Origin of the sequence: Streptomyces sp. NPDC049970, from assembly GCF_040660235.1 — a bacterium.
GTDB lineage: Bacteria > Actinomycetota > Actinomycetes > Streptomycetales > Streptomycetaceae > Streptomyces.
The window spans coordinates 1-17,247 of the sequence record NZ_JBFALP010000001.1 but is presented as its reverse complement, the minus strand read 5'-3'; the positions used below and the strand labels follow the sequence as shown (position 1 = coordinate 17,247).

The window sequence follows — 17,247 nt, the reverse complement described above, 5'->3', positions numbered from 1 at the left end:
ACCGGTTGGCCGGACGAGCTGCACGGTGCCGTCAGCGTGCCCGGCACCGGCGGGCGGGCCCAGGGAAGGACGCGCAGAAAGGAGTACACCCGCGCTGCCGGAGACTCCGCCGGTTGTTCTCTGCCGGGGCGAGCCGGGTGCGCCGACCCTGACGGGATGACTGCGAACCCTTCAGCGCTGTTCGCGCCGGCAGCCGCCGAGCGGCAGGCGTCCGGACAGACGCTTCCCCATCTGATCGCCGCGGCGCCCGGCGGCGGCTCTCCGGCGGCCCAACTGGCCACCGCCCGACCCGAGATCCGCGCCCGGCTGCGTGAGCACGGCGCCGTGCTGCTGCGCGGCTTCGGCCAGGACGGAGTGGACGGCTTCGAGCGGACGGTGCGGACCGTGGGCGGCGAGCCGCTGACGTACGCCGAGCGCTCCTCGCCGCGGTCCACCATCAAGGGCCAGGTCTACACCTCGACCGACTATCCGCCGTCGGAGGAGATCTTCCTCCACAACGAGAACTCCTACCAGGCCACATGGCCGTTGACCCTGTTCTTCCTCTGCGTGACCCCGCCCGACACCCTCGGCTCCACTCCGCTCGCCGACACCCGGCGTGTACTGGCCGCCATCGACCCGGAGGTGCGGGAGGAGTTCACCGCCCGCGGCTGGATGGTGGTGCGCAACTTCACCGAGGGATTCGGTGTTCCCTGGCAGCACGCCTTCAACACCGGGGACCGCGCACAGGTCGAGGCGTACTGCGCGCGCAACGGTGTGACCGCCGAGTGGACCGCCGGGGGCCTGCGCACCCGCGCCCGCCGCGAGGCAGTGCACCAGCACCCGGTCACCGGGGAGCGGGTGTGGTTCAACCACCTGACGTTCTTCCACGTCACCACGCTCCAGCCCGATGTCTGCGCCGCGTTGCGGGAGATGTACGACGAGGCGGACCTGCCGACCAACACCTACTACGGCGACGGCGCCCCGGTGCCCGACGAGGTGGTGGCCCATCTGCGGGACTGCTACCGCGCCGAGCAGCGACGCTTCGACTGGCAGCGGGACGACGTGCTCGTCGTGGACAACATGCTCGCCGCGCACGCCCGGGAGCCGTTCACCGGCCCCCGGAAGATCGCCGTCGCGATGGCTGAGCCCTCCAGCGGACCGGTCGAGCAGGGCTGACCGCTCCCGCGCCGGCGGCACCGGCCCGCGCTCCTGCCGTGACCGGACTCGTACACCCGCCGCCCACCGCCCGTACCGGCCCTCACCACCACTCGCCCCAGGGAGACACGACCGATGGCAACCGTCGACGGCGGTTATCCGCTGTCCTTCGCACAGGAACAGCTGTGGCTGCTCGACCAGCTCAGGTCGGGTGACGCCGCCGAGTACCTGATGCACGAGACCTTCAGGATCAGGGGCACGCTGAACACCGAGGCCCTGACCGCCGCGCTCACCGAGATAGCCGCCCGGCACGAAGTGCTGCGCACCCGGTACGTCGACGAGGACGGCTCCGCCGTCCAGGTCATCGACGAACCGGAGCCGGTGAAACCCGAGTTCACCGACCTCAGCGGCGTACCCGACGACCGGCGGGAACAGGGCCTGCGCGCGGTGGTGGCGGCCCGTGCCCGTACGGCGATCGATCTGCGCCGGGACCATCCCTGGCGGGTCGCGGTGGTCCGGCTGGCACCGGAGGAGTCGGCTCTGCTGCTCACCTTCCACCACATCGCCTTCGACGGCTGGTCCTGGGGCCTGCTCGCCGACGAACTGAGAGTGCTGTACGGGGCGTTCGCGACCGGTGACGTCTCTCCGCTGGAGCCGCTGGAGCTCCAGTACGCGGACTACGCGGAGTGGCAGCGCGAGTGGTGGCGGGCGGAGCCGGAGCGGATGGGGCGGCAGCTCGACTACTGGCGGGAACAGCTGGCGGGGACCTCTCCGCTGGAGCTTCCCACCGACCGGCCGCGTCCGGCGGTGTGGGACGCGACCGGGGACACCGTCGGCTTCACCGTGCCCGGCCCGTTGGCATCCCGCTTCACGGCGCTCGCCAAGGAGCAGGGCGCCACACTCTTCATGGCCGGGCTGACCGCCTATCAGCTGCTGCTGGCCCGGTACTCGGGCAGGCCCGACATCGCGGTCGGCGTCTCCCTGGCCGACCGGAACGACGCCCGGCTGGAGCAGTTGGTCGGCATGTTCCTCAACACCGTGGTGCTGAGGGCCGAGTTGGACGGGGCGTCGGACTTCCGTGGGCTGCTGTCCCGGGTGAAGGACACGACCCTGGACGCCTACAGCCACCAGGAGGTGCCCTTCGAACGGGTGGTCGCCGCCCTGGCCCCGGAGCGGGAGACCAACCGCAACCCGGTCTTCCAGGCCGGCTTCGCGCTGCACAACGCGCACCGCATCCCGTTCTCGCTCCCGGGTCTGGAGGTCAGCCGGGCCGACACCGGCGCGCGCAGCTCCGCCTTCGACCTCTCCCTGCACCTGACCGAGCGTCCCGACGGCAGCATCGCGGGTGAGTTCATCTACCCCACGGCGCTGTTCGACCGGGACCGGATCGAGCGGATGGCGGAGAACTTCCTGCACCTTCTCGACCAGGTGGTCGCCGGCCCGGACACGCCGGTGGACCGGCTGGAGCCGGCCTCCCCCGAGGAGCGCGCCGTGCTCACCGCCTGGGGCGACGGCGGGGCCCGCCCCGCCGGGGAGGACCGCTCGGGCCGCGGTCTGGTCCAGCTGGTGCTGGACCGCGCGGCAGCCACTCCCGGGGCGGTGGCCGTCGCCCATGACGTCGGCGGCCTGTCCTACGCCGAACTGGTCGAACAGGTGGCCGTTCTGAGCGGGCGTCTGCGCCACGCCGGGATACGACCGGGCGACCCGGTCGCGGTCAGCCTCCACCGGGGCCCGGCGCTGGTGTCCGCGGTGCTGGCGGTCCTGGCCGTCGGTGGCGTCTACGTACCTCTGGCTCCCGATCTCCCGGACGCCCGGCGGGACTTCCTGCTGACGGACTCCGCAGCGGGCCTCGTGCTCACCGAGCAGGCCCTGCGCGATCGGTTCGCGAGTAACCCCGTCGTGCTCGCCCGGGAAGGCGAGTGGTCGGTTGCGGCGGGGGCCGCCGCCATCGCGCCGCCCGGTGTCCTCCCCTACCCGGCCGGCCCGGACGACGCGGCCTGCCTGATCTACACCTCGGGATCCACCGGCACTCCCAAGGGTGTGGTGGTCACGCACGGCGGTCTGCGCAACCGGGTGCTGTGGTCGGTGGAGCGCTACGCGATGACCGCCGCCGACCGGCTGCTGCAGAAGACCACCATCGGGTTCGACGCCTCCATGTGGGAGTTCCTCTCGCCGTTGGTCTCCGGCGGCACCGTGGTGACGGCCCCCGCCGACGCGCACCGTGACCCGTCGGTGATGGCCGCCGCCATGGCCCGCCACCGGGTCACGCTGCTGCAACTGGTGCCCTCGGTGCTGCGGCTCCTGGTCCAGGAACCGGCCCTGGCCCACTGCACCGCACTGCGACTGGTCAGCTCCGCGGGCGAGCCGCTGTCCGCGGATCTGTGCGAGGAGCTGCGCGCCGCCGTGCCCGGGGTGGAGATCTCCAACACCTACGGCCCCACCGAGTGCTCCATCGACTCGACGGCCCACCGCTACACGGGCGTCGGCCTGCCCGGTTCCGGCACGGTCGCCATCGGCGGCCCCCTGCCCGGCGTGGGGGTGTCCGTGGTGGGCGCGGGAGACCTCCTGGTCCCGATCGGGGTCCCCGGTGAGCTCTGCGTCCGCGGCGTCGGACTTGCTCGCGGGTATCTGGGCCGCCCCGGGCAGACCGCCGAACGCTTCGCGCCCGACCCGTACGCCTCCGTGCCCGGCGGACGCTGGTACCGCACCGGTGACCTGGTGAGCTGGCGGGCCGACGGCACCCTGGAGTTCCTGGGCCGGGCGGACGACCAGGTCAAGATCCATGGCGTACGGGTCGAACCGGCCGAGGTCGAGGCGGTGCTGCTGACCCATCCCGGGGCGGCCGCCGCGGCCGTCGTCGCCCGGCCGGGCGCGCACGGCGAACTCGAACTGACCGCCTACGCCGTGCCTTCCGCCCCGCAGACCCACGGCGGCCTCGCTCCCCAGGCGGCGGAACTGCGGGCGGACCTGCTGGCCCGTCTGGCCGAGCGTCTGCCGGCGGCGGTGGTGCCGTCCCGGCTGGTGCTGCTGGACGCCCTGCCGCTGACCGCCAGCGGCAAGGTGGACCGGCGCGCACTGCCCGCACCGGAACACCCGGCGCAGGCGGCCCACGGGCCGGCGAAGGAACACACCGCCGTCCGGACGGCGACCGAGCGAGCCGTCACCGAGGCCATGTCCGAGGTCCTGGAGATCCCCGGGCCCGGGACCGACGAGGACTTCTTCACCCTCGGCGGCCACTCCCTCCTCGCGATCCGGCTCGTTCTCCGGCTGCGCCGTGCCTTCGGCATCGACCTGACCGTCGCCGAACTCTTCGCCGACCGCACCGCCTCGGCTCTGGCGGCCCGCATCGACGCCGCCGTCGCGGCACACACCGGCGGTGCCGCCGAGGACACCGCGGGCGCGGACAACACCGGCGGCAGCGGCGATGCCGTCGTGCCGGTGCCCCGTGACGGCGAGATGCCCCTCTCCTTCGGACAGCAGCGGATGTGGTTCCTGGACCAGCTGGAGCCCGCCGGCCAGGAGTACCTGATCCCGCTGGCACTGCGGCTACGGGGTCCGCTGGACACCGCCGCGTTCCGCGGGGCCCTGGACGAGGTGGTCCGGGTCCACGAGGTGCTGCGCACCCGGTACGCGGACCACGGCGGCAGCCCCGTCCAGCTCATCGACCCGCCGACCCCGGTGGCCTTCCGCCTGGTCGACCTCAGCGAGGGCGCGGGCGACACCGCGGACACCCTGGACGGCCGCGCGCGTACGCTGCTGGACGAGGCGCTGAGCAGCCCCTTCGACCTGTCCGCCGAGCACCCGTTGCGGGTGACGGTGGTCCGCGCCTCGCCCGTGGACCACTGGGTGGCGCTCGCCGCTCATCACATCGCCTTCGACGCCTGGTCGACCAAGGTGTTCCTCCGCGATCTGGACACCGCCTACACCGCGCTCGCCGCCGGGCAGCCGTCGCCGCTGCGCCCCGGGCCCGTCCAGTACGCCGACTTCGCCGCCTGGCAGCGTCGGCGGGAGGACAGCCCCGACACCCGGCGCCACCTCGACCACTGGCTCGGGCGCCTCCGCGACCTCACCCCCGTCGAGCTGCCCTCCGACCGTCCCCGGTCGGCCGCGCGCGACGCCGACGGCGACACCGTCATCGTGGATGTCCCGGAGGCCACCGGCCGCGCTCTGACCGAGTTGGGCGCCCGGCACGGAGCGACTCCCTTCATGACCCTGCTCAGCGCCTTCCAGGTGCTGCTGGGGCGTTACACCGGACGCACGGACATCGCGGTGGGCGTCCCGGTGGCCGCGCGTACCCGGGAGGAGACCGAAGGGATGCTCGGCCTCTTCGTCAACAGTCTGGTCATCCGGACCGATCTGGGCGGAGACCCGGCCTTCGCGCAACTGCTGTCGCAGGTGAAGGGTGCCTGCCTGGAGGCGTTCGCGCACCAGGAAGTGCCGTTCGAACACCTGGTGGACGAACTGCGACCTGACCGCGACCTCTCCCGTAACCCCCTGTTCCAGGTGATGTTCGAGCACCAGCACATGGGCGGGCTCACCGCCACCCTCGGCGGGCTGACCGCCGATCCGCTCAACGCGGGCCCCGCGACGGCGAAGTTCGACCTCACCCTGACGGTGAAAGAGCGCCCGGACGGGCGGATGCACTGCTGGTTCGAGTACGCCACCGCGCTCTTCGACCGCGCCACGGTGGAGCGGATTGCGACCCACTACCTGCGGCTGCTGGAGTCCGTGACCGACGCGCCCGCAACCGCCGTGTCCGAGCTGGAGCTGATGCCAGAGGCGGAGCGGCGGCAACTGCTCGACAGCTGGCCCGACCCGCACTCGGCGAGGCTGCCCGCGATCGATCCCGAGGCGGAACGGGCCCTGACCGTACCGGAGCTCTTCGTCCGGCAGGCCGCCCGCACGCCTGACGCCACCGCCCTGCTCTTCGGCGCCCAGGAGCTCAGCTACGCCGGTCTCGAGGCACGGACCGCCCGGTTCGCCCGTCGGCTGCGCGCGCTGGGCGCCGGCCCCGAGACCGTGGTGGCCTCCTGCCAGGAGCGCGGCATCGACGCCGTGGTGACGCTGCTCGGCGTTCTGCGTGCGGGCGCGGTGTACGTACCGCTCGACCCACGGCATCCGGAGCGGCGCCTCGCCCAGACCCTGGAGGACGCCGGTGCGGCGGTCGTGGTCACCACCGCCGACCGCGCGGACTCCTTCACCGGCGGCTTCCGGCTGCTGGTCGTCGACGACGGCGCGGACGACGGCGCCCATGTGCCGCCCGGCGCACCGGAGTTCCCCGTGTCCCCGGACCATCTCGCCTACGTCATCTACACGTCGGGCTCCACCGGCCGCCCCAAGGGGGTGATGATCGACCACCGGGCCTACGCCCACCACTGCCGGGTCGCCGCCGACGCCTACGGCATCGGTCCCGGTGAGCGGGTGGTCCAGCTCTCCTCGCTGACCTTCGACGTCTCGATGGAGCAGATCGCCGCCCCGCTGCTGACCGGCGCCGCCGTGGTGATCGCCGACCCCCTCTTCTGGAACCCGGCCGAACTCCCGGCCCGACTCGCCGAGCACGGGGTCACCGTCATGGAGACCACCCCGGCCTACTACCGGGAGGCGATGAGTTACGACACCGGGATGCTCACCGGCCTGAAGCTGATCAACCTCAGCAGCGACGTGGTCACCGTGGCCGACGCCCGGCTGTGGAACGACAGCGGGCTGCCCGGCCGGTTCGTCTGCTGCTACGGCCCCACCGAGGCCACCGTCACCTGCCTGCTGCACACCGGGAGCGGCGAGCGGGACGGGCGGCGGGACACCGCGTCCATGCCGCTGGGCCGTCCGTTCGCCGGCACCCGCGCCTACGTGCTGGACTCCGGGCAGCGCCCGGTTCCGCTCGGCGTCCCCGGCGAACTCTGCGTCGGCGGCGTCCGCCTGGCCCGCGGCTACCACCGGCGGCCGGAGCTGACCGCCGAGCAGTTCGTGCCCGACCCGTTCGGCGGCGTGGGCGAGCGGCTGTACCGGACCGGCGACCTGGTGCGGTACGGCCCGGACGGCACCCTGGAGTTCCTGGGCCGGATCGACCAGCAGGTCAAGATCCGCGGGCTGCGTATCGAGCTCGGCGAGATCGAGGCCGCGCTCACCGGGCACCCCGGCGTCGGGGCGGCGGCCGTCACCGCGCCCGAGATCACCCCGGGCAACCGTCAGCTGGCCGCCTACGTGACCGGCCGGGACGGCGCCGCCGCCCCGGACCCGGCCCGGCTCCGCGATCATCTGCGGGACCGGCTGCCGGAGTACATGGTCCCGGCGCTGTGGACCGCCCTGGACGCCCTGCCGATGACCTCCAGCCAGAAGATCGACCGCAAGGCGCTGCCTGCGCCGACCGCCTCCACCGAACGCGCCTACGTGGCGCCCCGGGACCCCGCCGAGGAGACGGTGGCCGCGATCTGGGCCGAGACGCTCGGCATCGAACGGATCGGCGTCGAGGACGACTTCTTCGTCCTGGGCGGCCACTCGCTGCTGGCAACCCGGGTGCTCGCCCGGATCCGGGAGACGTTCGCGGTGGACCTACCGCTGCGCCGGCTCTTCGAGGACACCACGGTCGCCGCCCTCGCGGCGGCCGTGACCGAGGCCGTCGAGGCCGCAATCGACCAGCTCTCCGACGCCGAGGTCGCGGAACTCCTGACCCGGGAAGGCGCACGATGACGCACCAGACTCTCGATCCCACCGCACTCCGGGCCCTGCTGCTGAACCAGCGGCTGCGGGGCACCGCGGCACCGTCCCCGGCCGACGGCATCTCCGCCGCACCGCGCGGCGGACCGCTCCCGCTCTCCTTCGCCCAGCAGCGGCTGTGGGTACTGGACCGGCTGAGCCCGGACACCACCACGTACCTGATGACGTCCGCACTGCGGCTGCGCGGCCCCCTGGACGTCCGGGCACTGCGCGGAGCACTGGACGCCGTGGTGGCACGGCACGAGGTGCTGCGCACCCGTTACCCGGTCGTCGACGGCAGACCCTCCCAGGTGATCGACCCGCCCGCGCCGGTGGAGCTCACGGAGACCGATCTGACCGGGCTGGACGCGGCTGCCCGGGCCCGCCGCCTGGCCGCGCTGGGCACCTCGGAGCGGCAACCGGTGGACCTGGCCGCCGGACCGGTGCTCCGTGCGGTACTGGCCCGGTGCGCGCCCGAGGAGCACATGCTCTTCACGACCGTGCACCACATCGCGGCGGACGGCCGGGCGGAGGACCTGCTGGTCCGCGAGGTGACCGAGCAGTACCGGCGGCTGGCCGGCCAGGAGCTGCCGCCACCCCCGCCGCCGGCCCTCCAGTACGCGGACTTCGCGGTGTGGCAGCGCGGACGGCTCACCGAGGAGCGGCTGGACGAAGGGCTCGGCTACTGGCGGAACCGGCTGGCCGGGCTCGCCCCGCTGGAACTGCCGACCGACCGCCCCCGCCCGGCGGTGCGCGAGGAGAGCGGGGCGGTCGTACCGTTCACCGTGCCCGCCGAAGTGGCAGCCGCTCTCACCAGGCTGGCGCACGAGCACGGCGCCACCCCGTTCATGGCCTGCCTCGCCGCCTTCCAGGTGCTGCTGAGCCGCTACACCGGCAGCGGCGACATCGCGGTCGGCACCCCGGTCTCCGGCCGGGACCGGCCGGAGACCGAGGAGATGCTGGGGCTCTTCCTCAACACCCTGGTGCTGCGCACGGATCTGTCCGGCGACCCCGGATTCGCCGAGGTGCTGACCCGGCTGCGGGAGGGCGCGCTGGACGACTACGGTCACCAGGAGGTGCCCTTCGAACGGCTGGTCAACGCACTGGCCCCGGAACGCGACCCGTCCCGCACCCCTCTCTTCGCCACGATGTTCCTCTGGGAGGGTGCCGGCGGGCAGGACGCCGCCCGGACCGGTGACAGCGCCGAGGGGACGTTGACCGTGGATCCGACGGCGGTCGGCGAGACCACCGCCAAGTTCGATCTGACGCTGAGCCTCACCGAGCGGCCGGACGGCTCGCTCTCCGGCGGACTCAACTACGCCACCGCGCTGTTCGACCCGGCCACCGCCGAACGCATGGCCGGCCACTTCACCCGGCTGCTGGCCTCCGCCGTCGCCGATCCGGACGCTCCGGTCACCGGACTGGAACTGATGTCCGAGCCGGAGCGGCAGCAGGTACTGCACGACTGGAACGACACCGCCACCCGCTTTCCCGGCGGCACCCTGCACGGCATGTTCGAGGCTCAGGCGGCGGCCACCCCGCAGGCCGTGGCCGTCACCGACGAGGCGGGCGAGCTCAGTTACGCGGAACTGGACCGCCGGGCGGACGCGGTGGCCGCCGAACTGCTCGCGCTCGGCGCGGGCCCCGGCACCGTCACCGGGGTGTGCCTGGACCGCTCCCGGGAGCTGCTCGTGGCGCTTCTCGGGGTACTCAAGGCGGGCAGCGCCTATCTGCCGCTGGAGCCGGAGCTCCCCGCCGAGCGGCGCCGGTACATGCTGACCGACTCCGGCGCCCGGATCCTGCTCACCGGCGGCGACGCCGGACAGGCCGGCGACACCCCGGCGGACGTGGCCGTACTCTCCCTGGGACGCGGCGGGCTGTTCCCGGGCGGCTCCCCGACCCGGGCGGACGCGCACACCGCCGCCGCACCCGGCCCCGACGACGCCGCCTACGTCATCTACACCTCCGGGTCGACGGGACGCCCCAAGGGCGTGCTGGTGGAGCACCGGGCGATCGTCAACCGACTGCGCTGGATGCAGGAGGAGTTCGGCCTCGACGCCACCGACCGCGTGCTCCAGAAGACGCCCATGGGCTTCGACGTCTCGGTCTGGGAGTTCTTCTGGCCGGTGGCCACCGGCGCCACCCTGGTGATGGCCCGCCCCGGTGGCCACCGCGACCCCGACTACCTGGCCCGGACCATCGCCGAGGAGTCCGTCACCACCCTGCACTTCGTCCCGTCCATGCTGCGCGCCTTCCTCTCCGGTCCCGGGACCCGGCTGCCCTCGGTGCGCCGCATCGTGTGCAGCGGCGAGGCGCTGCCGGGTGACCTGGTCACCGCCTCGGCCGAACGTCTCGGCGTGACCCCGCACAACCTCTACGGCCCGACCGAGGCCGCCGTGGACGTCACGAGCGCCCGCTGCGTCCCCGGACAGCGGGTCACCATCGGAAAGCCCGTCGCCAACACCCGCACCTACATCGTGGACGCGGCGCTGCGCCCGGTGCCGGTCGGCGTACCGGGCGAACTCCTGCTCGGCGGAGTCCAGTTGGCGCGAGGCTACCTCGGCAGGCCGGCACTGACCGCCGACCGGTTCGTCCCCGACCCCTTCGGCGGTGCACCGGGGGCGCGGCTCTACCGCACCGGCGACCTGGCCCGCTACCTTCCGGACGGTTCCATCGACTACCTGGGCCGCCTGGACCACCAGGTGAAGATCCGGGGCCAGCGCATCGAACCGGGCGAGATCGAGGCGGTGCTCCACGAGCACCCCGCGGTCGCCACGGCCGCCGTCGCCGTGCACGACGAGCGGCTGGTGGCCTATCTGACCGGCCGTCCCGGACCGGTCACCGCGACCGACGTCGCCACCGCGCCCGACACCGACGAGATCCGGACCTGGCTGCGGGAGCGGCTGCCGGACGCCATGGTGCCCGGCGACTGGATGGTGCTGGACGCACTCCCCCTGACCGCGAACGGCAAGACGGACCGCAAGGCGCTGCCCGCCCCGGACCGCACCCGCGACAGCCGCGACGGGGAGTACACCGCACCCCGCACCCCGGTGGAGCGGGCGATCGCCGAGGAGCTGGCTGCCGCGCTGGACATGGACCAGGTCGGTGTGCACGACCGGTTCTTCGACCTCGGTGGCGACTCCATCCGCGCCATCCGCGCGGTCGGAGCCCTCCAGGGCCGGGGTCTGGCCCTGTCCGTGCAGCACCTGTTCACCCATCCCACCGTCGCGGGGCTGGCCACCGTGGCAGCCGAGGCCGGCGCAACCGGACAGCGGCACCAGCTGGTGGAGCCGTTCGCCCAACTGGGACCGGCCGACCGGGAGCGGCTGCCGGACGGGCTGGCCGATGCCTACCCGCTGGGCGAGGTCCAGGCCGGCATGGTCTACGAACTGCTGGCCGATCCGGAGAGCAACACCTACCAGAACGTCAGCAGTTTCCACTTCACCGACGACGGGCCGTTCTCCCTTCCCGCGCTGCGCGAGGCGGTCAGGCGGCTCGTCGACCGGCACGAGATCCTGCGCACCTCCTTCCGGCTGTCCGGCTTCTCCGGGCCGCTCCAGCTGGTGCACCGGCGGGCCGAGGCAGAGGTCGGGTTCACGGATCTACGCGGGCTGGAGCCCGACGGACAGCGTTCCGCCCTGGCGGAGTTCCGTGCCGCCGAGCAGCGCGTGCCGTTCGACCTGGAACGCGCCCCGCTGCTGCGGTACCACGTGCACCGCACCGGGGAGCGCACCTGGACCCTCACCCACACCGAGTGCCACGCCATCCTGGACGGATGGAGCCATCACTCGGTGATCCAGGAGATCCGCACCGACTACGGCCGCGTCCGGGACGACGCCGACTGCGCCGTCACCCCGCCGCCCCGCGCCCGCTACGCCGACTTCATCGCGCTGGAGCAGCAGGCGCTCACTTCCCCGGAGGACCGCGCCTTCTGGCAGGGGCGGATCAGCGACTTCCCCCGGCTGGAGCTGCCCGCGCCCACCGCGCTCGACGAGTCAGGAGGCCCCGCCCACGAGGTCCGCGTCTCCTGGGCCGCCCTGGACCCCGCGCTGCGCCGACTCGCCGCCCGCACCGGCACCTCACTCAAGACGGTGCTGTACGCCGCCCATCTGAAACTGCTCGGGATGATCTCCGGGCAGCAACGCTTCTTCGCCGGTGCGGTCTGCAACGGCCGCCCCGAGCTGCCGGACGGGGACGAGGTGCGCGGTATGTACCTCAACACCGTGCCGTTCGCGGTGGATCTGGACCGGCACAGCTGGGAGGAGCTGCTGCGCTCGGTCTTCACCGAGGAGGCGGCCGTCTGGCCGCACCGCCGCTATCCCCTGCCTGCCATGCAGCGCGAGTGGGGCACCGGCGTCCCGCTGGTCGACGTGGTCTTCGGCTATCTCGACTTCCACGTGCTGGACACTCCGGGAACGGCGCCGGACACCGTCACCGACAGCAGCCCCAACGAGTTCACCTTCGACGTCTGGACCTTCCCCGGCGAGCTGCGGATGACGTGCCGTCCGGGCTGGGCCGGACGCAGCCGGCTGGAGGCCATGGCGACCACCTTCGTCGAGGTGTTGCGGACGATGGCCGAGCGGCCGGAGACCTCCCCCGCCGCCTTCGGCGCGCCGCTGCTGACGGCGCCGGCCGTCGCCCCCGATGCCCGGCCGCTGCCCCCCGGCATGACCCTGCCGGAGATGATCGACCGTCACTCACGGCCGGACGACACGGCGCTGGCCGACGCGCACTCCACCGTCACGTACGGTGAACTCCGCTCCCGCTCCAACCAGTTCGCCCACATGCTGCGTTCTCGTGGGATACGCACCGAGGACCCCGTCGCGGTGTGCCTGGAACGCGGTCCGGAGACGGTGATCGCCCTGCTCGGCGTGGTGAAGGCGGGCGGATGCTACGTGCCGATCGATCCGGAGTACCCCGAGGAGCGGATCAGCCATCTGCTCTCCGACTCCGGCGCCGGGCTGCTGGTCACCCGCAGCGGTCTCGCCGACCGTCTGACCGGACTGCTCGCGGACGGCCCTCGGACCGTCCTGCTCGACGCGGACCGGGCCGAACTCGAGGCACAGCCGGAGACCGACCCCGTATCGGCGCTCTCTCCGGACAACACCGCCTATGTCATCTACACCTCGGGGTCGACGGGTCGGCCCAAGGGGGTCCAGGTCACGCACCGCAACATCGTGCGTCTGGTCCACGACGAGAGCCACGCCGGGCTCGGCCCCCAGGACACCGTCCTGGTGGTCTCCCCCCTGGCCTTCGACGCCTCCACCTTCGAGATGTGGGGAGCGCTGGGCAACGGCGGCCGGCTGGCGTTCACCCCGCCCGGCACGCCCACCACGGCGGTCATCGCCGAGGTCCTGCGCGAGCACCGGGTCACCGTCGCGTTCCTCACCACCAGCCTCTTCCATCTGATGGTGGAGAGCTGCCCCGAGGCCCTGACCGGGCTGCGTGCGCTGCTGTCCGGCGGAGACGTGCTCTCATCGGGCCGGGTACGGACCGCGCTCTCCCACGGGATCCCGGTCAGCAACGTGTACGGGCCGACCGAGTGCACCACCTTCAGCACCGCGCAGCACGCCATCACCGCGGAACAGACGGCCCGGCCCATCCCCATCGGCCCGCCGATCGCGCACACCACCGCGCTGGTCACCGACGAGGACCTGAATCCGGTGCCCTACGGTGTCGCCGGAGAGCTGCTGCTCGGCGGACCGGGGGTCGCCCGCGGCTACCTGGGCAGGCCCGCGATGACCGCCGACCGCTTCGTTCCCGACCCCACCGGCAGCCGGCCGGGCGGCAGGCTGTACCGGACCGGAGACCTGGTCCGTCAGGACCCGGACGGCGTGATCCACTTCCTGGGCCGACGCGACCACCAGGTCAAGGTGCGCGGCCACCGCATCGAACTCGGCGAGGTGGACGCCGGCCTCAACGATCTGCCCGGGGTGCGCGGCGCCGCGGCGGCCGTGCGTCCGGGGCCCGACGGCGACAAGCAGCTGGTCGGCTACGTCGCCCTGGACGGAAACACGGCCTTCGACCCGGCTGCCCTGCGATCCGTGCTGCGCCGACGGGTCCCCGCCTTCCTGGTGCCCAGCGCCTGGGTCCGGCTGGACGAGCTGCCCCTGAACGCCAACGGCAAGCTGGACCGCGCCGCCCTGCCCGCACCCGAGCGCACCGGCACGGACGGCGGGCCGGTGGCACCGCGTACCGCCGCCGAGCGGGCTCTGGCCGAGGTGTGGGCGGAGGTGTTGGACGTCGAGCGGGTCGGCGCCCACGACGACTTCTTCCTGCTCGGCGGGCACTCCCTGCTGATCCTGCGGGCGATCGCGCTGCTGCGCGAACGCCACGGCCTGGAACTGACCGTGCGGGCCTTCGTCGAGCACCAGACCCTGGACGCCGTCGCAGCCGCGGCGGAACGCGGCGACACGGGCGACGGTGCTCGCAGTGCCCTGATGTGGCTGCGCAGGGAAGGCGGACAGGCCCCGCTGTTCTGCGTCCATCCCGGTGGCGGCAGCGCCCACTGGTACCAGCGGCTGATCCCGCACCTGGACGCGGATCTGCCGGTCGCCGCCCTGGAGTGGCCCGGGCTCCAGTCCGGCCCCGGCCGGCCGGTGCCCACCGCCGCGGAGATGGCCGGACGGTATCTCTCCGAGATCCGGCAGGCACGCCCCCACGGCCCCTACCGGCTGCTCGGCTGGTGCGGCGGCAGCGGGATCACCGTCGAGGTGGCGGACCGGCTCAGGGCGGACGGTGAGGAGGTGACCCTGATCCTGCTCGACCCGGGCCTGGACAGCCATGAGCGGCAGGGCCTGTGGGACGAGTTCCGGCTGATCGAGAGCTGCACAGCCAGGCTCGAGGAACTCGCGGCGGCCGGGCCGGAGGACGACACCGGTCCGCTGCGCGGCGAGATCCTGAAGCTGCTGAACCACCTGGTGGACGACGCCGACCCGGTGACCGGGATCGTGCTCCCCGAGCGGAACGGTGCCGACGTGTGGCTGCCGTCCGCCCGGATCTGGCGCGAGGTGATGGAGATGACGCTCACCTACCGGCACCGCTACTACCCCGGCGCCCTTCATCTGCTCATCAGTGACGAACTCGCCCGCGGGGAGCACGAGGTGGCCCTCGGTCAGACCTACCAGGAGTATCTGGACCGCTGGCGGGAACTGAACGCATCGGTCGAGGCCCACCGGGTTCCCGGTGACCACTTCGGCGTCATGCGCCTCCCGCATGTCACCTCGCTGGCCGACACCCTGGCCGGACTGCTCGGCTGATCCTCACGAGACGGCGCACGGAGCCCGGCCGGGCCGCCCCGGCCGGGCTCACTGCTGCCCGGACCGGGTTCGAGGGGCGATCCGCCAGCCCGCCGGCCCCCTCGGTGCCCGGCGACGTCACCCTGTGGCATCGGGACGGCTGCTCCCAGGTGCCCCTGTCGGCCCCCCGGAGAAGCCCGCTCTCTCACCGGCGGTCGGACCCGAGGGTCGTGTCCGGCCCCGTGAACGAGGCCGGACACGACTGACGGGGTGCCCGGCCTCTGCGGCCGGACACCCCGTCAGGGAGTTCGCGTGTTCTCAGTCGTGCTGGTCGACGGCGACGAAGCGGAGTTCGGAGGTGTAGGCGTTGCCCTGGTCGTCGGTCAGCCAGGCGTGCTCCGGCGTCGGGAGCATCTCCGTGATCGTCAGCTTCGCCTCCGGGTCCTTCCGGGCCAGCCGCCGGGCCGCCTTGGCAAGGATGTTCACGTAGACCGGCGCGTCGAAGTCCACGTAGAACGGACGCGGCTCGGTCGGCGACACCACGAACACATAGCGCGGCAACCCGAGCCCACTACGCCAGTTGCGCGCCCGCACATACCGACGCGCCTCACTCTTCTCCGCCGCGAACTCCAGATCCCCACCCGTGAACCGCCACGACTCCCGACTCACCACCAACTTGTCCACCGCCACCCGCGGCACATGATCCGCGTCGGGGAGCAGCCGGAACATGTCCATGGCCAGGGTGGTCAGCACATGGCCGAACACGTCCGTGACAGCGAACTCGGCGCCGTCCGGGAGCAGCACCGTCAGCCGGCCGCGGCGCCGGGTGACCCGGGCGTCGGCGCTGAGCACGGTGCGGTCCCGGTGCGGGTCGGCGGTCAGCTCCCGCAGCGCGATGTAGTAGTCCTCCGGCCGCACCAGGACATTGCGTACCCGGATGGACAGTCGTGACGTGTGCTCCTTGGGCAGGAGCGGAAACAGCCGGGGCGCGGGGAAGTCCCGTCCGGTCAGCCCGAAGAGCTCCGCCGGGTTCGGGTGCTGGTTGACGAAGAGCGAGGCGCCCATCGTGTTGGAGGCGAGGTGGAGTTCGCCCAGCACCAGGTCGAAGTCGCCGTTGTCGATCGACTGCACGTCGCGGGCGGCGATCATCACGTCGGGGCTGATGCAGCGGGCGGCGGTCCAGCCGGGGGGTGCCGGCGGGAACTCCTCGGCGGCCCGTTCCGCGATCGCGGAGTGCGTCACCTGTACGCGTCCGGCGTCGTCCGGGACGGGGATGATCCGCGCCCAGCGGCGCTGGAACTCCGCCAGTACCTCCTCCGCGTCGGTGACCGCGGCACCGTGCAGGATCGGCATGCAGGCGAACCAGAACGACGCGAGGTCGACCTCCTCCGTGCTGCCGCTGGACGCTGCCAGCTCCTCGAAGACCTCCTCCGCCCGGCGTTCCACCCGGGCCGCGAGCTGGGACATCAGCCAGGCGGCGCTGTTCATCAGCGGTTCCAGCGGTGCCATGGCGTCCAGGACCCCGGCGCCGACTCGGGCGGTGGCGGAGCGTCGGGTGTCGGAGTAGACGAGTGAGCGGTTGGGGGCGGTGCGGGTGCCCTTGGCACGCTGGGAGGCGGTGTCGGTGATCCGGGTGAAGTCCTCCTCCAGCCCGGCCAGCGCCTCGCACAGAGCGGTGGCGTCCCGCCCCGCCGCCTGCACCCGGTCACGGCCCCGCTCCAGCACCTCCAACGGCTCCAGCACCCGCTCCCGCAGACCGGCGTCCCCGACCCGCTCCAGCACCGCACGCAACTCACGCTCCGGCCGGGCACCGGAGGGAACCTCCAACCGCCAGGTCACCCAACGGCGACGGACCAGCTCGGTCAGCCCGGCGGTCACCTCCGCCGGTGTCAGGCCCAGCTCGCGGGCCAGTTCGCCGGGCGACCGTCGGCCGTCGGCCAGCCGGAGCAGGGCCACCAGCCGCGGCGGCGCCTGCTGGGGGGTACGCCCGGGAATCCGGACGGGGCCTTCGTCGGAGTCGGCTCGGATGTAGGGCATCCGTCGTGGGGGTATCCAGGCCATCAGGCGCTCGTCCGCGGACAACGTCTTCGCCAACGCGTCGATCGACCAACTCGAGAAGAACACCGACGACGAAGCCGTCAACCCCTCCCCAGGATCAACCACCACCCCCCGCACCGAACCA

At 72.9% G+C, this 17,247-nt stretch carries 4 protein-coding genes; 3 read left to right on the top strand and 1 reads right to left on the bottom strand.

Annotated elements, in window-relative coordinates; all coding sequences use genetic code 11:
* Positions 1-234: 234 nt before the first annotated feature.
* From AB0I83_RS00020 to AB0I83_RS00010, 3 genes are all read left to right on the top strand, one after another.
* On the top strand, positions 235-1,155 hold the full coding sequence (locus tag AB0I83_RS00020; protein WP_363303425.1) for a TauD/TfdA family dioxygenase: 921 nt from the start codon (positions 235-237) through the stop codon (positions 1,153-1,155).
* Between the two features lie 114 nt (positions 1,156-1,269).
* Entirely contained in the window at positions 1,270-7,821 is a 6,552-nt protein-coding gene (locus AB0I83_RS00015) for an amino acid adenylation domain-containing protein (RefSeq protein ID WP_363302996.1), read from the top strand.
* Entirely contained in the window at positions 7,818-15,086 is a 7,269-nt protein-coding gene (locus tag AB0I83_RS00010; RefSeq protein ID WP_363302995.1) for an amino acid adenylation domain-containing protein, read from the top strand. Before AB0I83_RS00015 ends, AB0I83_RS00010 begins: the two co-directional genes overlap by 4 nt.
* A 297-nt stretch (positions 15,087-15,383) precedes the next feature.
* Here the strand turns inward: AB0I83_RS00010 and AB0I83_RS00005 are convergent, their stop codons facing one another.
* Positions 15,384-17,240, bottom strand: coding sequence for a lantibiotic dehydratase (locus AB0I83_RS00005; RefSeq protein WP_363303424.1), 1,857 nt, complete (start codon positions 17,238-17,240; stop codon positions 15,384-15,386).
* Between the last annotated feature and the right edge of the window lie 7 nt (positions 17,241-17,247).